Source organism: Paractinoplanes maris (genome assembly GCF_023544465.1).
GTDB lineage: Bacteria > Actinomycetota > Actinomycetes > Mycobacteriales > Micromonosporaceae > Actinoplanes > Actinoplanes maris.
This window is the reverse complement of sequence record NZ_JALPVL010000014.1, coordinates 1-19,535: the sequence shown is the minus strand read 5'-3', so window position 1 is coordinate 19,535 and position 19,535 is coordinate 1. Positions and strand designations below refer to the sequence as shown.

At 72.7% G+C, this 19,535-nt stretch carries 17 protein-coding genes; 5 read left to right on the top strand and 12 right to left on the bottom strand.

Annotated elements, in window-relative coordinates; translation table 11 throughout:
* Positions 1–19: 19 nt before the first annotated feature.
* The gene (locus NAG42_RS45180) at positions 20–1,528 is read left to right on the top strand and encodes a GGDEF domain-containing protein (RefSeq protein WP_250036334.1); all 1,509 of its coding nucleotides are present in this window, start codon (positions 20–22) and stop codon (positions 1,526–1,528) included.
* 21 nt (positions 1,529–1,549) lie between these two features.
* Here the strand turns inward: NAG42_RS45180 and NAG42_RS34990 are convergent, their stop codons facing one another.
* Entirely contained in the window at positions 1,550–2,371 is an 822-nt protein-coding gene (locus NAG42_RS34990; RefSeq protein ID WP_250036333.1) for an alpha/beta fold hydrolase, read from the bottom strand.
* 229 nt (positions 2,372–2,600) lie between these two features.
* Positions 2,601–3,875 carry an MFS transporter gene (locus NAG42_RS34985; RefSeq protein ID WP_250036332.1) on the bottom strand — a complete coding sequence of 425 codons (1,275 nt, stop codon included), beginning with the start codon at positions 3,873–3,875 and terminating at the stop codon, positions 2,601–2,603.
* Positions 3,876–3,981: 106 nt separating this feature from the next.
* On the opposite strand from NAG42_RS34985, the gene NAG42_RS34980 reads away from it, so the two are divergent.
* Positions 3,982–4,626, top strand: a complete 645-nt coding sequence (locus NAG42_RS34980; RefSeq protein WP_250036331.1) for a GntR family transcriptional regulator — start codon at positions 3,982–3,984, stop codon at positions 4,624–4,626.
* A gap of 209 nt (positions 4,627–4,835) precedes the next feature.
* Here NAG42_RS34980 and NAG42_RS34975 read toward each other — a convergent pair whose 3' ends face one another.
* The 10 genes from NAG42_RS34975 to NAG42_RS34930 form a co-directional block, all read right to left on the bottom strand.
* The gene (locus NAG42_RS34975; RefSeq protein WP_250036330.1) at positions 4,836–5,135 is read right to left on the bottom strand and encodes a S1 domain-containing protein; all 300 of its coding nucleotides are present in this window, start codon (positions 5,133–5,135) and stop codon (positions 4,836–4,838) included.
* 109 nt (positions 5,136–5,244) lie between these two features.
* Complete coding sequence (locus tag NAG42_RS34970) at positions 5,245–7,815, bottom strand: ATP-binding protein (RefSeq protein ID WP_250036329.1); 2,571 nt, start codon at positions 7,813–7,815, stop codon at positions 5,245–5,247.
* A 27-nt stretch (positions 7,816–7,842) separates the two neighbouring features.
* Positions 7,843–8,247 carry a response regulator gene (locus NAG42_RS34965; RefSeq protein ID WP_250036328.1) on the bottom strand — a complete coding sequence of 135 codons (405 nt, stop codon included), beginning with the start codon at positions 8,245–8,247 and terminating at the stop codon, positions 7,843–7,845.
* Positions 8,248–8,360: 113 nt separating this feature from the next.
* On the bottom strand, positions 8,361–9,356 hold the full coding sequence (dhaK, locus tag NAG42_RS34960) for a dihydroxyacetone kinase subunit DhaK (protein ID WP_250036327.1): 996 nt from the start codon (positions 9,354–9,356) through the stop codon (positions 8,361–8,363).
* A complete protein-coding gene (gene dhaL, locus NAG42_RS34955; RefSeq protein WP_250036326.1) occupies positions 9,353–9,967 on the bottom strand; it encodes a dihydroxyacetone kinase subunit DhaL in 615 nt (204 codons plus the stop codon). Before dhaL ends, dhaK begins: the two co-directional genes overlap by 4 nt.
* Entirely contained in the window at positions 9,964–10,728 is a 765-nt protein-coding gene (locus tag NAG42_RS34950) for an HAD-IA family hydrolase (RefSeq protein ID WP_250036325.1), read from the bottom strand. The genes dhaL and NAG42_RS34950 overlap by 4 nt, the downstream gene beginning before the upstream one ends.
* The gene (locus tag NAG42_RS34945; protein WP_250036324.1) at positions 10,725–11,585 is read right to left on the bottom strand and encodes a class II fructose-bisphosphate aldolase; all 861 of its coding nucleotides are present in this window, start codon (positions 11,583–11,585) and stop codon (positions 10,725–10,727) included. The genes NAG42_RS34950 and NAG42_RS34945 overlap by 4 nt, the downstream gene beginning before the upstream one ends.
* A gap of 27 nt (positions 11,586–11,612) precedes the next feature.
* The gene (locus NAG42_RS34940; protein ID WP_250036323.1) at positions 11,613–12,608 is read right to left on the bottom strand and encodes a LuxR C-terminal-related transcriptional regulator; all 996 of its coding nucleotides are present in this window, start codon (positions 12,606–12,608) and stop codon (positions 11,613–11,615) included.
* A 31-nt stretch (positions 12,609–12,639) separates the two neighbouring features.
* Positions 12,640–13,284, bottom strand: a complete 645-nt coding sequence (locus NAG42_RS34935) for a hypothetical protein (protein ID WP_250036322.1) — start codon at positions 13,282–13,284, stop codon at positions 12,640–12,642.
* A gap of 149 nt (positions 13,285–13,433) precedes the next feature.
* Complete coding sequence (locus NAG42_RS34930; RefSeq protein WP_250036321.1) at positions 13,434–14,330, bottom strand: LysR family transcriptional regulator; 897 nt, start codon at positions 14,328–14,330, stop codon at positions 13,434–13,436.
* An 82-nt stretch (positions 14,331–14,412) separates the two neighbouring features.
* Here NAG42_RS34930 and NAG42_RS34925 point away from each other — a divergent pair, with 82 nt between their 5' ends.
* From NAG42_RS34925 to NAG42_RS45175, 3 genes are read left to right on the top strand one after another with little or no spacing between them, the layout of a single operon-like run.
* Positions 14,413–15,228, top strand: coding sequence for an SDR family NAD(P)-dependent oxidoreductase (locus NAG42_RS34925; RefSeq protein ID WP_250036320.1), 816 nt, complete (start codon positions 14,413–14,415; stop codon positions 15,226–15,228).
* A gap of 48 nt (positions 15,229–15,276) precedes the next feature.
* Positions 15,277–16,941 (top strand): DEAD/DEAH box helicase, encoded by a 1,665-nt coding sequence (locus tag NAG42_RS34920; RefSeq protein WP_250036319.1) that lies wholly within the window; start codon positions 15,277–15,279, stop codon positions 16,939–16,941.
* Between the two features lie 59 nt (positions 16,942–17,000).
* The gene (locus tag NAG42_RS45175) at positions 17,001–19,331 is read left to right on the top strand and encodes a putative bifunctional diguanylate cyclase/phosphodiesterase (protein ID WP_250036318.1); all 2,331 of its coding nucleotides are present in this window, start codon (positions 17,001–17,003) and stop codon (positions 19,329–19,331) included.
* The last annotated feature ends 204 nt before the right edge of the window (positions 19,332–19,535 follow it).

Genomic DNA, 19,535 nt, shown 5'->3' with positions numbered 1-19,535 from the left:
CGATCAGGGAGGACCGCAGGTGGGGCACTCCGTGCTGGACCGCGACGGCGGACGGCAGCCGGTCGACGCGGCGGTCTTCCGCGCCGCTGAACCGGACGAGGGGGCAGCGCTCGACATCGGGCGGCAGTCCCGGCTGACCCGTGTCTGGCGGGGCTGGCTCGTCGCGGCCGTGTCGTTCTGTGCCGGTCAGTTGGTCACCGACCCGGCCGGCACCGCGGGCGGCCTGCTGGCCACGGCCATGCCGGTGCTGTTCGGCGCCGGCATCGTGACCGGGGTGGTGCTGAACCGGCCACGACCGCGGTGGCCGTGGTTCCTGCTGGCCTCGGTCGGCCTGATCATGGTGGTCGGCTTCGGCCTCTGGTCCACCGGTGCCCACACGGCCGCGTTCGCGATGTTCCTGGCCGTCTACCCGGTGGAGGCGCTGGCCCTGCTCCTGATCGTCCGGGGAACCTCCTGGCGGCAGGACCGCGCGGGACTGCTCGACACGGCGATGATCAGCGTGGGGCTCGCGCTGGCCTGCTGGTTGCTGGTGATCACCCCGCTGTTGCGGCTCGACCGGGACCTGCCCGGCGACGCGCTCTCGGCGCTCTTCCCGTTCGGCGACGTCCTGCTGCTCGGTGTGCTGATCCGCTTCTTCACCTCCCGGGGCCTGCGCAACACGGCGTTCTGGCAGATCTGCGTCTCGTTGCTGCTGCAGACCGTGTCGCACCTGGCCACCCTGCTGCCGTTGATCTTCGCCGTCGACCCACCCCGGCATCTGGGCTTCCTCACCTCGCTGTCCGGGTTCCTGATGGCCGGCGCGGCCCTGCATCCGTCGATGCGCGTCCTCACCGGCCGGCCGCTGCGCCCGGTGGCGGACATGTCCCCGGGCCGGGTGCTGCTGGTGAACGTGGCCTGCATGGGCGCACCGGGCCTGCTCATCGCCCAGGGCCTCCTGCAGGACGGGCAGGTCGACTGGCTGGCCGCCGGGGTCGGCTGCATCGTCCTGTTCGCCCTGCTCGCGATGCGCATGGTGGATCTGGTCGGCGAGGTGCAGGACAAGGCCCGCCAGCTCAGCGCCGTGGCCCACATCGACGCGCTCACCACGCTGCCCAACCGGCGGGCCTGGGATGTCGAGCTGTCCCGCCGGATCGCCGCCGCCCGCCGCCACGGCACCCCGGTCGTCGTGGCCATCCTCGACCTCGATCACTTCAAGCGGTACAACGACGAGCACGGTCACCAGGGCGGCGACGAGCTGCTGACCGCCGCCGCGGTGGCCTGGCGGGCCGAGTTGCGCCCCGAGGACCTGCTGGCCCGCTATGGCGGTGAGGAGTTCGGCGCGATCTTCGACCACTCCCGGCTGGCCGACGCCGACCGCATCATCGAGCGGCTGCAGGCGGTCACCCCACTCGGTCAGACGTTCTCGGCCGGCGCCGCCCAGTGGAACGGGAGCGAGTCGGCCGAGGACCTGCTGGCCCGGGCCGACGCGGCGCTCTACGCGGCCAAGCGGGCCGGCCGCAACCGCCTGTACATGGCCAGCACGCGCTGACGGCCGCCCGCCGCCGCGGTGTCAGCTGGTGATGAAGCCGAGCAGGTCCTTGTTGAACTCCTGCTCGTGGGCGCCGGTGAGGCCGTGCGGAGCGCCGGGGTAGATCTTGAGTGTCGAGTTGGCGACGATCTTCGAGGACTTCAGCGCCGACGCCTGGATCGGCACGATCTGGTCGTCGTCACCGTGCAGGATCAGCGTCGGTACGTCGATCTTCTTGAGGTCTTCCGTGAGGTCCGTCTCGGAGAACGCCTTGACGCAGTCGTAGGCGCTCTTGATGCCGACCGACATGGACATCAGCCAGAACGCGTCATGGGCCCCTTGACTCACTGTCGACCCCGGCCGGTTGGCTCCGTAGAACGGAAAGGCCAGATCGCGGTAGTACTGCGACCGGTCCGCGAGCACGGACTCGCGGATCTCGTTGAACGGCTCGATCGGTAGCCCTTCCGGGTTGGCCGGGGTCTTGAGCATCAGCGGCGGGATGGCGCCGAGCAGAACCATCTTGGCCACCCGGGAGGTGCCGTGACGTCCGACGTAGCGGGTGACCTCGCCCCCGCCGGTGGAATGCCCGACCAGGATGATGTCGTGCAGGTCGAGGTGCTCGATGACGGCGGCCAGGTCGTCGGCGTAGTGGTCGAGGTCGTTGCCCTCCCACGGCTGGCTCGAGCGTCCACCACCGCGACGGTCGTGAGCGATGGCCCGGAACCCGTGGCTCGCCACGAAATTCGCGGAGCCGTCCCAGGCGTCCGCGGTGAGGGGCCAGCCGTGGCTGAAGACGACGGGTTGCCCGCTGCCCCAGTCCTTGAAGAAGATCTCGGTTCCGTCCGGTGTCGTGACTGTCGGCATGTGTTGGCCTTTCTGGCGGGTGAGGGCTCCTCGGTGAACGGGTCTGTTCCGAAGCTCCCAGACCTCACGGTCGCGGGACAGGCGGGCTGACCCGAACACCGCAGCGGTTCACCGGAAGAAAAGGCGGGCTGTCCCGCGAGAGGAATCCGGCGCACTCGATGGTTCCCGCTCGCCGGCCCGGCGAGCCCTGCCTCAGCCGTCGGTGATCAGCGGCGGTCGGGAGTCGCCGCTACGCGACAGGCCCGCGGCTGCTTCCCGCCCCGGCTGTCGCCACCGGGGACGGCCGGGTGGTGCGCTGCCAGACCAGCACGGGGATCAGCAGCACGGCGAGCAGGCCACCGGCCAGTGACAGGGTGGCGAAGCCGGCGGCGTCGCTGATGACGCCGGACGCCGCGCCGCCGCCCGCGCCGGCCAGCGCGATGAGGACGTCGACCGTGCCCTGGGTCTTCGCCCGGGTCGCCGGCTCGGTCGAGTCGACGATGTAGGCAGTGCCGCTGATCAGGCCGAAGTTCCAGCCCAGGCCGAGCAGGACCAGCGCGAGCGTCAGGCCGGCCAGCGAGTCACCGGGGGAGACGGCCGCGACGACCCCGGCCGTGAGCAGGGTGCCGGCCGCGGTCACGGCCATCGGCATGCTGCCGAGACGGTCGACCAGGCGCCCGGTCAGCAGCGAGGGCAGGAACATGGCGGCGATGTGCATGCTGATCACGAAGCCGACCTGGCCCAGCCCGTGCTGGTGGTGCCGCATGTGGACCGGGGTCATCGTCATGATCGCGACCATGGCCACCTGGGTCAGCACCATGACGGTGGCGCCGACGGCGACGCCGGGACTGACCCGGCCGCGGGCTGGGGCCGGGTCGCTCGGGGCCGCGGCGCGGGCCAGGCGCAGAGAGACCAGGTAGGGGTCGGGCCGGAGGAAGACGAACAGGACCAGCCCGGCCACCGCGAAGGCGACCGCGGCCAGCAGGAACGGGCCGGCCAGGGCGGGAATGCCGAGCGAGGTGGCCAGCTCACCCAGCAGGTTCACCGACAGTGGCCCGGCGACCGCCCCGGCGGTGGTGGAGACCAGGGCGATCGACACCGCGGTGGCGCGGCGGCCGGGCGGGGCCAGGTCGGTGCCGGCGTAGCGGGCCTGCAGATTGGTGGCGGTGCCGGCGCCGTAGACGAACAGCGACAGGAACAGCAGCGCCGGGCGGTCGGCGACGGCCGCCGTCACGATGCCGGCCGCGCCGACCGAGCCGGCGGCGAAACCGGCGGCCAGCCCGCCCCGCCGGCCGGTGCGCTGGGTGAGGCGCCCGACGGTGAACGCGGCCAGCGCCGACCCCAGGGTGAACAGGGCGGCCGGCAATCCGGCCAGGCTGTCGTTGCCCAGCATGTCCTGAGCCAGCAGACCCCCGACGGTGACCCCGGCGGCCAGGCCGGCCCCACCGAAGACCTGCGACACGACGACCACGACCAGGGAACGGCGGTAGAGAGCGTGCCGGTCCTCGTCAGTGAGCGCATCCATGGGGTTACTCCTGATGGTCGGCGGCGTGGCAACTCGTACCCTACTTGTATCCCAGTTGGATGTCAGTAGGATTATCGGCGTTCCCGACCGTCCCTGGAGGCACCTTGTGAGCGTCGCGCAGAAGTCCAGCGCCGCCGACCGCGCCCACGCGCACATCCGGGCCGCCATCATGCGGGGCGAGCTGACGCCGGGCCGCATGCTCAGTGAGAACGAGCTGGCCGCGACCCTGTCGATGAGCCGGACCCCGGTGCGGGCCGCGCTCACCCGCCTGCAGGACGAGGGCTGGGTGACCATCTATGCCCAGCGCGGTGCCCTGGTGCGGGAGCTGACCGCCGACGAGGTGCGCGAATCGGCCGAGACCCGGCAGGCCCTGGAGTCCGCGGGCATCCGGCTGGCCGGGCCGGCTCAGCGCGAGGGGCTGGCCGCGCGCCTGGCCGACAACCTGGACCAGCAGGAGCAGGCACTGCTGGGGGGCGACGTGCCCGGGTTCGCCGTGCTCGCCATGCGGTTCCACCGAGCCTTCGTCGAGCTCTCGGCCAACAGCATGATGCTGTCCATCTACGACCGGTTGCAGGACCGGCAGTACCTGTCGATCCTGCGCAGCGCCGACCGCATCTCCAGCGATCCGCGGCAGACCATCGCCGAGCACCGGATCCTGCTCGGGCACGCCCAGCGGGGCGACTGGACGGCCTTCGCCACCGCGCTCGACGAGCACCAGGCGCGCAACCACGGTCACGGCGCCACCTGGTGAGGCTCTGACCGGGCGGGTCCCGGCCGTCCGTCGTCCGGGGTGGCTGCCTGGGCGCCGACCCGGCCGCCACCCGCGACGGCTCCCAGACGCGGGTCGACGACCTCGGTGCCGAAACGGCCGGGGCCGCCCTGTCCCAGCAGACCGGCTCGGCCACCGACGTCGGACCGGCGTGGCAGCTGGCCGACAACGGATGCGGAGTCCACAGACGTTCACCGTGGGAGGAGGCGGAGCCTGACTTGGTGGTTGTGTGCGGCGTGTTCGATCACTGTGCCTTGGACGGCGGTTCCGACTGCAGGCAGCGTCGCGTCGCGCGGCATCGAGGTCAGCTCGGCCAAGCCCATGGCGCCGGGAGCTTCGTTGATGCGCACAAACACTCCGAAGCGCCGGCGGCCGATCACTTCACCGGTCACCCTGCTGCCGATGGGCAGCGTGCTCAGGGTGTCCGGCCAGCATTGGGCAGCCCGCTCGGCAAGGCGATCGCCGTGGGCCGGCCATGAGTAGTCGTTCACCCGCTCAGTATGGACATGATGTCCGCGACCGGGCGGCTGCGAGGCAGTGTGCGGCGTGCGGCGGACCTTCATCGATGAGGCTGACGACCACCGGCGAATCCGGCAGGCGTCAGCCACCACCGCGCTGGCAGGCTGACAGATGGGTCCGGGCCTGCTCGGCCTCGGGGACACCCAGGTCCTCGTAGAGGGTCAGGGCCTGCTTGTAGTGGACGCGGGCCGCGCCCACCTCGCCCAGCGCGAGGTGGGCGTGGCCCAGGCCGGTGGCCGCGCGGGCCTGCTGGTAGCGGTTCTCGATGCCGGCCGCGATCGCGTAAGCGTCCGTGTGGTGGGTGAGGGCGTCGGAGTGCCGGCCGGCCCGGTGTGCCACCTCGCCCAGGCCGTTGAGCGAGAAGGACTGGCCCTCCTGGCTGCCGATCTCGCGGAAGAGGGCCAGGGACTCCTCGAAGTGACCGGCGGCCTCGTCGAGCTCGCCCAGGTGGGTGTGCAGCATGCCGAGGCTGTCGAGCGCGCTGCCCTCGCCCAGGCGGTTGTGCAGCCGGCGGCGCAGGATCAGTGCCTGCTGGAGGTGCGCGCCGGCCGGTTCGTACTGCCCGGCCTGCATCTCGATGTTGGCCAGCACGTCGAGGGCGTAACCCTCGCCGTGCTCGTGCCCGACCCGGCGGGCCTGGGTCAGGGCCTGCAGGCCGGCGTCCATGGCCTCCTCGGAGCGGCCCAGCCGGCCCAGGGCGATCGCCAGGCTGCCCAGGGCGTTGGTCACGTTGGTCTCGTCGCCGACCGCCCGATAGCAGGCCAGGGACTCGCGGAGCAGGTCGGCCGACGCCGCGAAGCGACTGGCCCGCTCCTCGATGGCGGCCAGGCTGAACAGTGCCCGGCCCTGGCTGCGGGTGTCACCGATCCGGCGCCACCCGTCCAGCGCCCGCCGCAGGTGGTCGCCGGCCAGGTCGTACTGCTCGGCGTACAGATACGAGATGCCGAGGTTGGTCAGGGCGGCGAACTGGCCCGCCAGGTCCTCGCGGCCGAGGGCGGCGCGGTGGGCGCTCGTGTACGCGGTGAGCGCCTCGCTGTGGTGGCCCCGGCCGATGAGGTAGCGGAACAGGACGCCGGACAGCCGGGTCGTGTGGGTGGGCCAGCCGTCGGTGGCGGTGTGCACGGCGACGGCCACCAGCGTGTGGCGTTCGGTGTCGAGCCAGGCGACCGCGCTGCCCGGGGCGGTCAGCTCCGGGGCCGGGGTGCCGGCCGGGCCGATCGCCGGGTGCAGGTGGGCCTCGGCCGGGTGCAGGGCGTTGATCGCGGCGGCGGCGGTGGCCAGGTAGTGGTCGAAGAGCCGGGTGAGGGCGGCGCGGCGTGCGGCGGGCGGGTCGATGTCGTGCGCGCGGGCCTGGGCGAAGGTCCGGACCAGGTCGTGGAACGTGTAGCGGCCCGGTGCGGTCTCCTGCAGCAGGTGGTCGCGGCCCAGATCGCCGAGCGCCGCGGCCGCCGCGGACAGGTCGGTGCCGGCCAGGGCGGCCGCGGCGTACGAGTCGAGATCCTGCCCCGGGTGCAGCGCGGCCAGCCGCAGCAGCCGCTGCCGATCGGCGGAGAGGTGCTGGTACGACAGCGTGAGCGCGAGTTCCACCCCGGAGTCGAGACGCCGGTCGGCGTGCCGCTCGTCGAGCCGGTCGGCGTGGTCGGTGAGCGTCCAGCCCGGGGCGGCCCGGATGTGGCCGGCGATCAGGCTGAGGGCCAGCGGCAGGTGGCCGCAGCGCCGGGCGATCCGGACGAGGGCCTGGGGATCGGCGCCCGCGGGCACCTCGGGCAGGGCACCGGCCAGGAAGGCGACCGCCTCGTCGGCGGTGAACACGTCGACTGCGATCCGGTCCGTCGACGGGAGCTCGTCGAGGCTGCGCCGGCTGGTGATCAGGGTGAGGCAGCCGGGTCCGCCGGCCAGCAAGGGGCGCACCTGCTCGGCGTTCGCCGCGTTGTCGAGGACCACCAGGGCGCGCACGCCGGCCAGCCGGTCGCGGTAGGCCGCGGTCCGGGCGGCCAGGCCGTGCGGAACCTGGTGGCCGGGCAGGCCGAGCAGCCGGAGGAAGCCGTCGAGGACGGCGGCCGGGTCGGCCGGGGGCTGGGCCGGATCGGGGTGGAACCCGCGCAGGTTGACGAACAGCACCTGGTCGAACGAGTGGTCCCGGAGCAGCCGGTGCCCGGCGTGGACGGCCAGCTGCGTCTTGCCGACGCCGGCCATGCCCTCGATGGCGGTGATGACGACGGCTCCGGCGGCCCGGCGGACGGCCTGGGCGATCTGGTCCTCGCGCCCGGTGAAGCCGATCAGATCCTGCGGAAGCTTGTCCTGCACCCGAGCCTGGGAGACCGCCTCGGTCCCACCGGCGATCACCCGCAGGGCCTGACGCCACCGCGTCACGTATTCGGGGTCCGGGCAGAGCACCCCGACCACCGCGAGGACGAGGTCGGTGTTCAGCCGCCGCCGGCCGGGCTGGAAGCAGTTGGCCACCGTCGACTTGATCGTCAGGTCCCCGGCCGGCCGCCCGTCGGCGGTCCAGGCCGCGTTCACCTCGTTCTTGATCTTCTCGTACGAGGGGTCACCCGCCCACACCTTGAGCCGGCGCAGCCGCTCGACCAGGTCGTCGACGTCACCGGCCCCGGCCGGATCGGGAAGCGTGGCGGGCTGCGGCGCGGACATGGACGAGACCCTATCGCTGCCGCCGGCCTACCCCGGCGCGGCGCGGCGGGCGAGCAGGGTGCGCAGGAGGCCGGCCAGCGTATCCGGGCTGACCGGCTTCTCCAGGTACGGCGCGTCCGGCGGCACCAGACCCGAACCGAGGGCGATGTAGCGCGGGATGCCGGTGACGAACACGGTGGTGATGCCGGGGAACTCCGCGGCCACCCGCCGGGCGAGCCCACCGGTGAGGTCACCGGGCAGCGAGAGGTCGGCGAGCATCGCGTCGATGGCGCCGGCGTGCTCGCGGCACGTCGCCATCGCGGTCTCGGAGTCCAGGGCGGTCAGGACCCGGAACCCGCGCTTCTTCAGCGTGTGGGTGAGCATCTCCTGAAAGTCCGGATCGTCGTCCACCACCAGCACCAGGGGCGAGGAAGGACCGGCCGTCGTCGACATGTGCTTTCCCTCCGTCGCCGTCCACGCTAGTGAGAGTCCGGCGCCGTTGGGCGGTTTTCGGAGTTTTCGTCCCGTTCATCGGTCCCGCGTCAGCCGGCGACGTCCAGCGGCGATCAGAAGATGCGGACGGCGGCCTCGGCGGGGGCTTTCAGCAGGCGCTCGATCTCGTCGTCCAGGCGGACCAGCGTCAGCGAGGCGCCGGCCATGTCGAGCGAGGTGCAGTATTCGTTGACGTAGCTCCGGCCGACGGTGATGCCGCGGTCGGCCAGGCGCTGGTGGGCCCGGCGGAAGAGGATGTAGAGCTCGCTGATCGGGGTGCCGCCGAGGCCGTTGATCATGAGCGCCACCCGGTCGCCGTTGGTGTAGGGCAGGTCGGTGACCACCGCTTCCAGCAGGTCGTCGACGATCGCGTCGGCGTCCTTGAGGGTGCGGCGCTCGCGGCCCGGTTCGCCGTGGATGCCGACGCCGAACTCCATCTCGTCGGCGCCCAGCTCGAACAGCGGGGAGCCCTTGGCCGGTGGCGTGCAGGCGGTGAGCGCGACCCCCATCGTCCGGGTGACGTCGTTGACCTTCTTCCCGATCCGGATCACCTCGTCGAGCTCGGCGCCCTGCTCGGACGCGGCCCCCACGGCCTTGATGACGAAGAAGTTGCCGGCCACGCCGCGCCGGCCCACGGTGTACGTCGAGTCCTGCACCGCGACGTCGTCGTTGATGGTCAGGATCTCGGCCCGGACGCCGTCGGCCTCGGCCATCTCCTTGCCCATGTCGAACGCCATGCGGTCGCCGGTGTAGTTGTTGACCAGCAGCAGCACGCCCTTGGGGGAGGACAGCAGCTTCGCCGTCTCGTAGACGTAGTCCATCGGCGGGGCGGCGAACACGTCACCGGGGCAGGCCGCGTCGAGCATGCCCTTGCCCACCGCCATCACGTGGGCCGGCTCGTGCCCGGAGCCGGACCCCTGCACGATGGACACCTTGTTCTCGTCCGGCGCGTCCGACCGCATGATCAGGTTGTAGGCGGGGACGTAGCGCAGGGTGCCGGGGTTGGCCAGGGCGACGCCCTCGAGCATCTCGGCCACGTAGTTCTTGGGGTCGTTGACGAACTTCTTCACGATGCGTCTCCTTGCTTCGGCCAGGTCTCGTTGATCCGTTCGACAAGCACCGCCACCGCCATGGCCCCGGCGTCGACCGAGCCGCGGCTGCGCTCGCCCGTGTACGCCGCCCGGCCGCGCTTGGCGACCATCTCCGCGGTGGCGTCGGCCGCCTCGCGCGCCGCGACGGCCGCCGCCGCAAGACCCCCGGAGGCCAGCGCGTCGGTCATCGGCACGAGCGCGTCCAGCAGCGTCTTGTCCCCGACATCGGACTGCCCGCGCGCCTTGATGCCCTCGATCGCCGCCCGCAGCATGGCGACCACCCGCTCGCCGTCGAGGTCGGTGGCGTCGCCGGCCGCGGTGCCGGCCCGCAGGAACGCCGTGCCCCAGATCGGACCGGACGTGCCCCCGATACGGGAGGTGATCACCAGGCCGCTCTTCTTGAGGAACGTGCCCGGGCTGGAACGATCCAGGTCGGCCCAGCCTTCCAGCAGCTTCTCGAAGCCCCGGGCCAGCGAGTAGCCGAAGTCGCCGTCGCCGACCACCGAGTCGAGGTCGCCGAAGTACTTCTCGTTCTCGATGGCCGTCTCGGCGATGGTCCGGACGACGAACTCGGTCTGTCGCATCGTCATGTGGGCTCTCCCAAGCAGGCGCGCAGGTCGTCGAGCGTCAGGTAGGCACCGGGACGCACCCCGGCCCGGTCGGCCAGCACCTCGATCGGCGGGCGGCCGTCGTCGCCCAGCTCCGAGACGACCAGGGCGGCCTCGCCGAAGTCCTCGTCGCGGGTGTAGCCGTTGACCGTGACCAGGCACTTCAGCCCGGCCCGAGTGGCGGCGAGCAGCCCGTTGCGGGAGTCCTCGACGACCAGCGTGGCCGCCGGGTCGAGCCCCAACTCCGCCACGGTGAGCTGGTAGATCGCCGGGTCGGGCTTCTTGGCCGGCACCACGTCACCGGCGAAGACCGGGATCCCGGCGGCGGCCTCGCCCGCGGCACCGGCCAGCACCGCGCGGACGGACTCCTCGGCCGAGGTCGACGCGACCGCGACCGTCCACCCGGCCGCCAGCGCGTCGCGGATGATCCGGGAGACGCCCGGCCTGGTCGGGACCTGCCCGGCCGCCACCAGCTGCTGGAACGCCGCCGTCTTGGCCCGGTGCCAGGTCACAAGTTTTTCGGTACGGTCCCCGGGGCCGGCCGCCGCGGCGAAGGCGGGATCGTCGAACAGGCTCGCCATCCGCTCCTTGCCGCCGCCGATCCGCAGCTTCTCGCCGTACTCCTGCTCGGTCCAGCGCACCGGCAACCCGAACCGCTCGAAGGTGGCGTTGAACGCGGGCAGGTGGCCGTACCGCTCGGTGTCGGCCAGCACCCCGTCGCAGTCGAAGATCAGCGCGGTCACCAGGCCCGCCCCGATCCGCCGAACAGCCGGATGTGCCGCCGGGCCATCTCGAGCACCGCCGTCCGCTGATGCCGGAACAGCGACGGCGGATCCCACTTGTCGCGCTCGGCCGTCTCCCGCAGGAAGTCCAGCCCGGACTTCATGAACGTCTCCTTGAGCGCGGTCGAGATGTTCACCTTGGCGCAGCCGCGGGCGATCAGGTCGCTGAACTGCTCGTCGGACAATCCGGTGCCGCCGTGCAGGGCCATCGGGATGCCGGTGGCGGTCACCAGATCGCTGATCCGCTGCGCGTTCAGCACCGGGGCCTGCTTGTACTGTCCGTGCGCGTTGCCGATGGCCGGCGCGAAACAGTCGACACCGGTCCGCCGGATGAAGTCGACCGCCACCTCGAGGCTCCGCACGGCCGGCGCGTCGTCCGAGCCGAGATCGTCCTCGACGCCCTGGATGCCCTCGATCTCGCCCTCGACGTGGGCGCCGGCCCGGCGGGCCTCGGCCACCACCTCGGTCGTCTGCCGCAGGTTCTCGGCCACGTCGAGCTCGTGCGCGTCGAACAGCACGGAGTTCCACCCGCCGGCCAGGCAGTCGGAGATCACCCTCCGGTCGGGACAGTGGTCGAGATGCAGGGTGACCGGCACCTCGGCGTCGGCGACCAGTGCCTCGACGATGCCGTGCAGCTGCCCCCGGCCGTACTGTTTGACGGTCTTGACCGAGGTCTGCAGGATGACCGGCGCGCGCTCCTCGGCGGCGGCCGCGACGACGGCCTCGATGGTGAGGTCGTTGATGATGTTGATGGCGGCCACCCCGTACCGCTCGGCGAGCGCGCGGTCGAGGATGTCCTTCAGGGCGACGATGGGCACGAGGCTCAGTCAAGCCGGGGCCGCCGATCATCGGTATGGGGGAATCCACCCGTTGTCGAGCGCGACCACCACGGCCGCCGTGCGCCGGGTCGTCCCGGTCTTGCGCAGCACCGCGGCGACGTGCTTCTCGATCGTCTTGGGCGACACGACCAGGCGCGCGGCGATCTCGCGGTCGGTCAGGCCCTCCCGCAGCAGGGCCAGCACCTCGGCCTCGCGCGGCGAGAAGGGCGGAGGTTCCATCGCGTACGGGAGCTCGGCGCGCACCAGGACGCCCCAGCCCGGGACCTCCTCGACCGTGACACCGTCGCGCCGGAACGTCTCGTCCGGACGGAGACCACCCTCCTGCTGCACGAGCAGCCGCAGGCCGTCGTCGCGATAGACCACGGCGACCCGCTGCTGCGCACCGTCGACGGCCGCCCGGGCCGCGGCGGTGACCAGCTCGGTGGCGAGGCGGGCCACCGCGGGGGAGACCGGCCGGACGGCGCCGGCCTCGGTGACCGTGGCCGGGATCTGCCGGGCGATCAGCGCCCCGAGCGACGGATCGTGCCGTCCCGACAGGACGATCGCGGCCGCCGCGGTCTGGGTCAGCGCCTCCAGGTCGTCCACCGCGCCGGCCGGGAAGTCGTCGGTGGTCGGTGCGAAGACGACGTTCACCGCGATCACATCACCGCGCCACCAGATCGGCACGGCCACGGCGGCGCCCCGGCGGGCCGGATCGGTGCCGGCCAGGTGCCCGGCCCGCAGCCGTCCGTAGTCCGGGATGACCACCGGCCGGCGCCGGTCGAACGCCTTGCCGGTGGCGCCCTCGTCGAGCGGGAACCGCTGCCCGAGCCGGCAGTGCGCGCCGATCTCGGCCGCCTTCACATAGTGCCCGCGAGCTGCGTCGACCAGCGAGATGCTGCCCGCGGCCGACCCGGTGAGCCGCCCGCTGTGCCGCAGCAGCCGGCGCAGCACGGGCGCCAGCCGCAGATCGCCGTACACGTCGGCGATCGCCGCATCGAGCCGGAAACCCTGCCCAGGCATACCTCGAAACTAGGCGCGCCGGGCGCCCGGATCAATCCTTGAAGATGCCGGTGACCGGGAGGTCGCAGGCGCGCTGGGCCGCGCGGGCGTGGCTGTTGATCGAACCGGCCAGCGTCAGCAGCTCGGCCATCCCGCCGCCGGCCGCGATCTGTTCCACCGAACCGGTCCCGTTGGCCGACAGCACATCGACGAGCTGGTCGGCGTCGTCGGCCAGACCGTCGACGGCCGCGCTGAGGTCGCCGTCGAGGACCAGCATGCGACTGTAGCCGCGCATCTCGTCGGCACCCTGGCGGACCTGCTCGAACTGGCCCGCCGTGGGTGCCTCGGAACCGGCCGACCCGGTCAGCGTGGAATCACCCTCCAACGCCGAGCACACCTCGTGCCTGGCGAACGCGTTGACCCCGGCCGTGCCCGCGCCGAGCAGCCCCACCACGGCGATCGCGCCGATGACCAGCGCCTTGCGCGGGCCGCCCCGCTTGCGCGCGGCGGGCGCGTTCGGCTGGTACTGCACCATCCACGGAGGCGGCGGGGGCGGCGCTCCGGCCCCGCCGGCCTGCGGCGGGTGGGCCGGTGCTCCCGGCCCGCTGTAGTACGCCGGCGGTGCCGGGGGTTGAGCCGGCGGGGCGGGGTAGGTCGGCTGGGATCCCCACGCCTGCGGGCCATGCTCGGGTTGCATGCGGACGCGCCTCTCTCACGGCTCACCACGGTCGGCCGTTCCCATCGGCCGCTCGCACCCGTGCTTGAGAAGATCTCACCCGATCGCACCCGGGATCTCGACGGTCTGCACCGAGGCGGCTGCGAACGGCATTTGCGGACGCGGGGCCGTCAAGCCGTGGCCTCGCGGATCAGTGCGGAGCGGACCGCCCGGGCCGGGCCGGTGAGGGTGCCGACCCGCGCGAGCAGCAACTGGCGGCCCGTCCACTGGGGATCGTCGACCTCGACGCAGACGACACCGTCGGGCAGCGCGCCCGCGGCCAGGCTCGGCACGGTCGTGACCCCGAGCCCGGCGGCGACGAAGCCGAGCCGGGTCGACCAGTCGGCGAGCTCGGCCGTCACCCGGGGACTGGGCAGCGTCGGCCAGGCGCCGAACTGCGGCTCGCCCCGCGCCCCGCGCCCGGCTATCCACTCCTCGCCGGCCAGGTCGGCCACCGCGACCCGGCCCGTCCGGGCGAGCCGGTGCTGCTTGCCCACGGCCAGCAGGAGCGGGCCGGACGGCAGCCGCTCGGCCTCGATGCCGGTCAGGTCCCAGTCGGGCAGGCCCTCGCCGGACGACAGGAGCGCCAGGTCGAGGCGGCCCGCGCGCAGCCGCCGGATCTGCACGTTGGTCGAGGACTCGAGGAAGTCGATCCTGATCGACGGGTGGTCGGCGCGGAGCCGGGCGATCGTGCGCGGGACAAGCCGCATGGCCGTGGTGGGGAACCCGCCGAGCGCGACCCGGCCACCGACCGGCGCGGCCAGGTCGGCCAGTTCGCGCTGGGCGGCGTCGAGCTGATCCAGGACGGCGGCAGCCCGGGCGGCCAGGCGGTGGCCGGCCTCGGTCGGCTCGACCCCGCGCGGGCCGCGGCGCAGCAGCCGCACGCCGGCCGCGGACTCCAGCGAGGCGATCTGCTTGGAGAGCGCGGACTGGGTGAAGCCGAGCCGCTCGGACGCGGCGGTGAGCGAGCCGGTCTCGAGGACCGCCCGCAGCGCCCGCAGCAGCTGGGGATGAACGTCCAGGCTCATCCCGCCACTATGCCAGCACGGAATACCTGCCCTGACGATCATTCGCTGGTGGCATGCCGGCCGCACGCGCAGACTCGATCGCATGAGCAAAATCTGGTTCATCACCGGCACCTCCAGCGGCTTCGGCCGGCTCTGGGCGCGGGCCGCCCTCGACCGCGGCGATCGGGTGGTCGCCACCGCCCGCGACACCACGTCGCTGGACGACCTCGTCGAGCGCTTCGGAGAGGCCGTGCTGCCGCTGGAGCTCGACGTCACCGATCGGGAAGAGGTCTTCGCGGCCGTCGAGAACGCCGTGCGGCGCTTCGGGCGCCTCGACGTCGTCGTCAACAGCGCCGGCTACGGCCACACCGGCATGGTCGAGGAGGTCACCGAGCGCGAGCTGCGGCAGCAGATGGAGACCAACTTCTTCGGTGCGGTCTGGGTGACCCAGGCCGTCCTGCCCGTCCTGCGCCGCCAGGGCGCCGGTCACCTGCTCCAGGTGACCAGCGAGGGCGGCGTCCGCGCCTACCCCGGCTTCGGCGCCTATCACGCCTCGAAGTGGGCGGTCGAAGGTCTCACGGAGGCCCTCACCCAGGAGATCGAGGGCTTCGGCGTGCACGTCACCCTGGTCGAGCCCGGCCCGTTCGCCACCGGCTTCGCGTCGCGGGGTCTGCGGACCAGCGCCGAGCTGCCCGACTACGCCGGGACCCGCGAGGCCACGGCGCCGGCCTTCCGGGTCGGCGACCCGGCCGCCACCGGGCCGGCGATCCTCGCGCTGGTCGATGCCGCCGACCCGCCGCGCCGGCTGATCCTCGGCGATGTCCTGGCCGAGATCGAGACGATCTACGAGGATCGCCTGCACACCTGGCGTGACTGGCAGGCGGTGTCGCTGGCGGCGTTCGGGACGCCGGCCGGCTGAGCGAGGCCGCGCGAGGGGCTCCGGCGTGCGGCTCGTATCCTTCTTGCCATGGAAGACGCCATGGACGAAGACCTGGTCGAGTCCGAGGCAGGCTTCGCGGGATTGGGGCTTCGACCGGAGCTGCTGCGCGCGCTCGTCAGCCTCGGCTACGAGGAGCCCACGCCGATCCAGCGCGAGGCCATCCCCCCGGTGCTGGCCGGCCACGACCTGGTGGGCCAGGCGGCCACCGGCACCGGCAAGACGGCGGCCTTCGCGCTGCCCATCCTGCAGTCGCTGACCGCCGACCGCACGGGCGGCCCGCAGGCGCTGGCCCTGGTGCCGACCCGCGAGCTGGCCGAGCAGGTCTCCCAGGCGGTCCACCGCTACGGGCGTGACCTGGGCGTGCGGGTGCTGCCGGTCTACGGCGGACAGCCGATCGGGCGGCAGCTGCAGGCGCTGCAGCGGGGTGTGCAGGTCGTGGTCGGCACGCCCGGCCGCGTTCTCGACCACATCAGCCGCGGCACGCTGCACCTCGGCGACGTGCGCACGGTGGTGCTCGACGAGGCCGACGAGATGCTCGACATGGGCTTCGCCGAGGACATCGAGGCGATCCTGGCCGAGACGCCGGCCGAGCGGCAGACCGTGCTCTTCTCGGCGACCATGCCGCCGCGGATCGACGCCATCGCCCGCCGGCACCTGCGCGATCCCGTGCGCATCCAGATGGGCCGCGAGGTCGCGTCCGCCGGCGAGCTGCCGCTGGTGCGCCAGAGCGCGTATGTGGTGGCCCGCGCCCACAAGGCGGCTGCCCTGGGCCGCATCCTCGACGTCGAGGCGCCCGCGGCGGCGATCGTCTTCTGCCGGACGCGCGAGGAGGTCGACTCGGTCACCGAGGCGCTCAACGGTCGTGGTTACCGGGCCGAGGCCCTGCACGGCGGCATGAGCCAGGACCAGCGTGACCGGGTGATGGGCCGGCTGCGCGGCGGCAGCACCGAGTTGCTGGTGGCCACCGACGTGGCCGCCCGCGGCCTCGACGTCGAACAGCTCACCCACGTGATCAACTTCAACGTCCCGTCCGCGCCGGAGGCATATGTCCACCGCATCGGCCGGGTCGGCCGGGCCGGGCGCGAGGGCGTCGCGATCACCCTGGTCGAGCCGCGCGAGCAGCGCATGCTCAAGGCGATCGAACGACTGACCGGCCGCCGCATCCCGATCGAGCGCCTGCCCACGGTGACCGACCTGCGGGCCCGGCGGCTCGAGCTGACCCGGGCCGCCCTGCACGCGGCTCTGGAGGACGACGACCTGCAGCGCTTCCGCGTGGTCATCGACTCGCTGACCGACGAGGCCGACCTCGAGAACGTCGCCCTGGCCGCGGTCAAGCTGCTGCACGAGGCGGCCGGCGGCGACGTCGACGAGCAGGAGATCCCGTCCCCGGCCCCGGCCCGCAGCGACCGGGAGCCCCGCGGCGACCGCCGGTCGCGGCCCTCCGACGCCGGCGTGACCCGCCTGTTCGTCGGCATCGGCCGCCGGGCCGGGCTGCGCCCGCAGGACCTGGTGGGCGCGATCGCCGGCGAGGCCGGCCTGCCCGCCCGCGACATCGGCGCGATCCAGATCACCGAGCGGTTCTCGTTGGTCGAGGTGCCGGACTCGGCGGCCGAGCGGGTCATCAAGGCGCTCTCCCAGGCCACCATCCGCGGCCGACGCGCCACCGTGCGCCGCGAGCGTTCCAACCGCTGAGCCGTCGATGCCTGTCCGTTCGGGGCACACGGGACGGCCCAGCATGTAACGGTAATGCTGTGGGGAACGAGTTGGCGCAGCCACCCGGCGGGCGGGCGGTGGGGTTGCTCTGGGCGGGTGTGGCCGTCGCCGTCCTCCTCGTCCCGTTCGCCTTCGTGGTGTCCACGCTCGGCGGGCTGGCCACGCTCATGCTCGGGAGCGCGGCCCTGGCCCTGGCCGCGATCGCCACCGGGGTGCGGCTGCACCGGCCGCCGTTCCCGCGGGCCTGGTGGCTGATCTTCACCTCGGTCGGGCTGGCCCTGGCCGGCAACGTCATCGTCTCGGTGCTCCTGCCGACGTCGATGGCCGGCAGCCCGGTCGCCATCAACATCGTCTACGGCATCACGTACCCGATCCTCTGTGCCGGTGTCGCTCTGCTGCCCAACCACCGGCGGCCCGGAGCAGCGGTGCTCGGCCTGACCGAGAGCGCGATCATCACGTGCGGCGTCGCGGTCGTCTGGTGGATGGCGTTCGTCGACCCGACCCTCATCGACACCGGGCTCATCCACAGTCAGGCGTACCTGTTGGTGGAGCCGTTCCTGGATCTGGTGCTGTTCGGCTTCGGGGTCCGCCTGCTGCTGCTCAGCGACTCCCGCTCGGTGTCCTACTGGCTGGTCTCCGGCTCGTGCGTGGCCCGGCTGGTGGCCGACACGGCCTACCTGACCGTCGGCAGCAGCGCCGGCTTCCCGACCACGCTGAGCATCGTCGGGTGGGTGGTCGGCAACGGCCTGCTCGCGGTGGCCGCCCTGCACCCGTCGATGAAACGGTCCGTCCCGCTGCCGGCCAACCAGGCCAGCCTGGGGCGGCACGGCGCGACCCGGGTCTACGTCGGCACCGTGGTGGCCACGCCGGTGCTCACCGGCCTCTTCCTGCTCCGGGAGGGCTTGACGGGCACGCTGAGCAGCCTCGACGTGGTGGTCCCGATGGTGGCCACCGCCTTCACCTCGGCCCTGGTCATCCAGCGCATGCGCCAGCTCAACCGGATCGCCGCCCAGCGGGCCGCCGACCTCGAGAAGGCGCTGCACAGCGAGGCGGAACTGCAGCGGGAACTGGTGTTCCGCTCCGCGCACGACGTCCTGACCGGCCTGCCCCGGCGTTCCGTGCTGCACGACCGGCTGACCGAGGCCCTGGACGCGGGCCGGCCGGGCGCGCTGGTGCTGCTCGATCTGGACGGCTTCAAGGACGTCAACGACCGGTTCGGGCACACCGTCGGCGACGACCTGCTGGTCGAGGTGTCGGCGCGGCTGCGCGATCTGCTCGGCGCCCATCTGGTGACCCGCATGCACAGCGACGAGTTCGCCGTGCTGCTCGAGGGGGCCACCCTGACCGACGCCTGGGCCACCACCGAGCGGGTGCTCCTGGCGATGCGGCGCCCGTTGCCGGTCCACGACCACGAGCTGTTCGCCACGGTCAGCATCGGCCTGCGCGAGCTGGACGTGAGCCTGCCCGCGGCGGATCTCCTGCGGGACGCGTACGTCGCCCTGCACGCGGCCAAGGAGGCCGGGCGCAACCAGTTCGTGCTCTTCGACCAGGAGCTGCGCGAGAAGCGGCTGGAGGCGACGCGGACCGTCGAACGGCTGCGCGAGGCGATCACCCGCGACGAGTTCCTGGTCTACTTCCAGCCGCTCATCCGGCTGGCCGACGAGCGGATCACCGGCGTCGAGGCGCTGATCCGGTGGCAGCCGGCCGGGGAGAAGATGGTGCCGCCGGACCGGTTCATCGGCGTCTCCGAGGACAGCGGCCTGATCGTGCCGATCGGGGCCTGGATCCTGCGCGAGTCGTGCCGGGTGGTGGCCGGCTGGCATCGCCGGCACGGGACGGTGGTCTCGGTCAACGTGTCCCCGCGGCAGCTGCGCGAGCCCGATTTCGGCCCGATGGTGCTGGACGCGCTGCGCTCCTCGGGGCTGCCTCCGCAGGCCCTGATCCTGGAGATCACCGAGGGCGTCCTGGTCAACTCGGGCACGGTCACCGAGCAGGCGATCAGCCACCTGAGCATGTTGCGCTCGCACGGCGTCCGGGTGGCGGTCGACGACTTCGGCACCGGCTACTCGTCGCTGGCCTACCTCCGCGACCTCCCGATCGACCACATCAAGATCGACCGGTCCTTCATGCCGACCGGCGACACCGCCGACCCGGCCGCCCGCACCCTGGTCAAGGCCATCATCGACCTGGCCGCCGGCCTGCGCCTGAGCACCATCGCCGAGGGCGTCGAGACCGCCGACCAGGTGGCGCTGCTGCGCGAGCTGGGCTGCGAGCGGGGCCAGGGCTTCTACTTCTCGCGCCCGGTCCCCGAGCCGGACGCGGCGCGCCTGATCGAGCAGTCCGCGGCCTCGGCCGGCGTACACAGCTAAGGCGTGTTTCAGAAGTGGAGCCGGGCTGCGGCGTGGCCCAGACCCCGCCGCTCGAGCCCACTTCCGAAACACGCCTTAGAGAGTGTTGGGTTACCTGGTGACTACTCCGGGTCTTGGTTGAGTTCGTCTTGAAGACGTCGGGCCGCTTCGGTTTCGATGGGGCCTTGCGGTTCGATGTCTTCGCCGGCCAGGCGGGCGGCCATC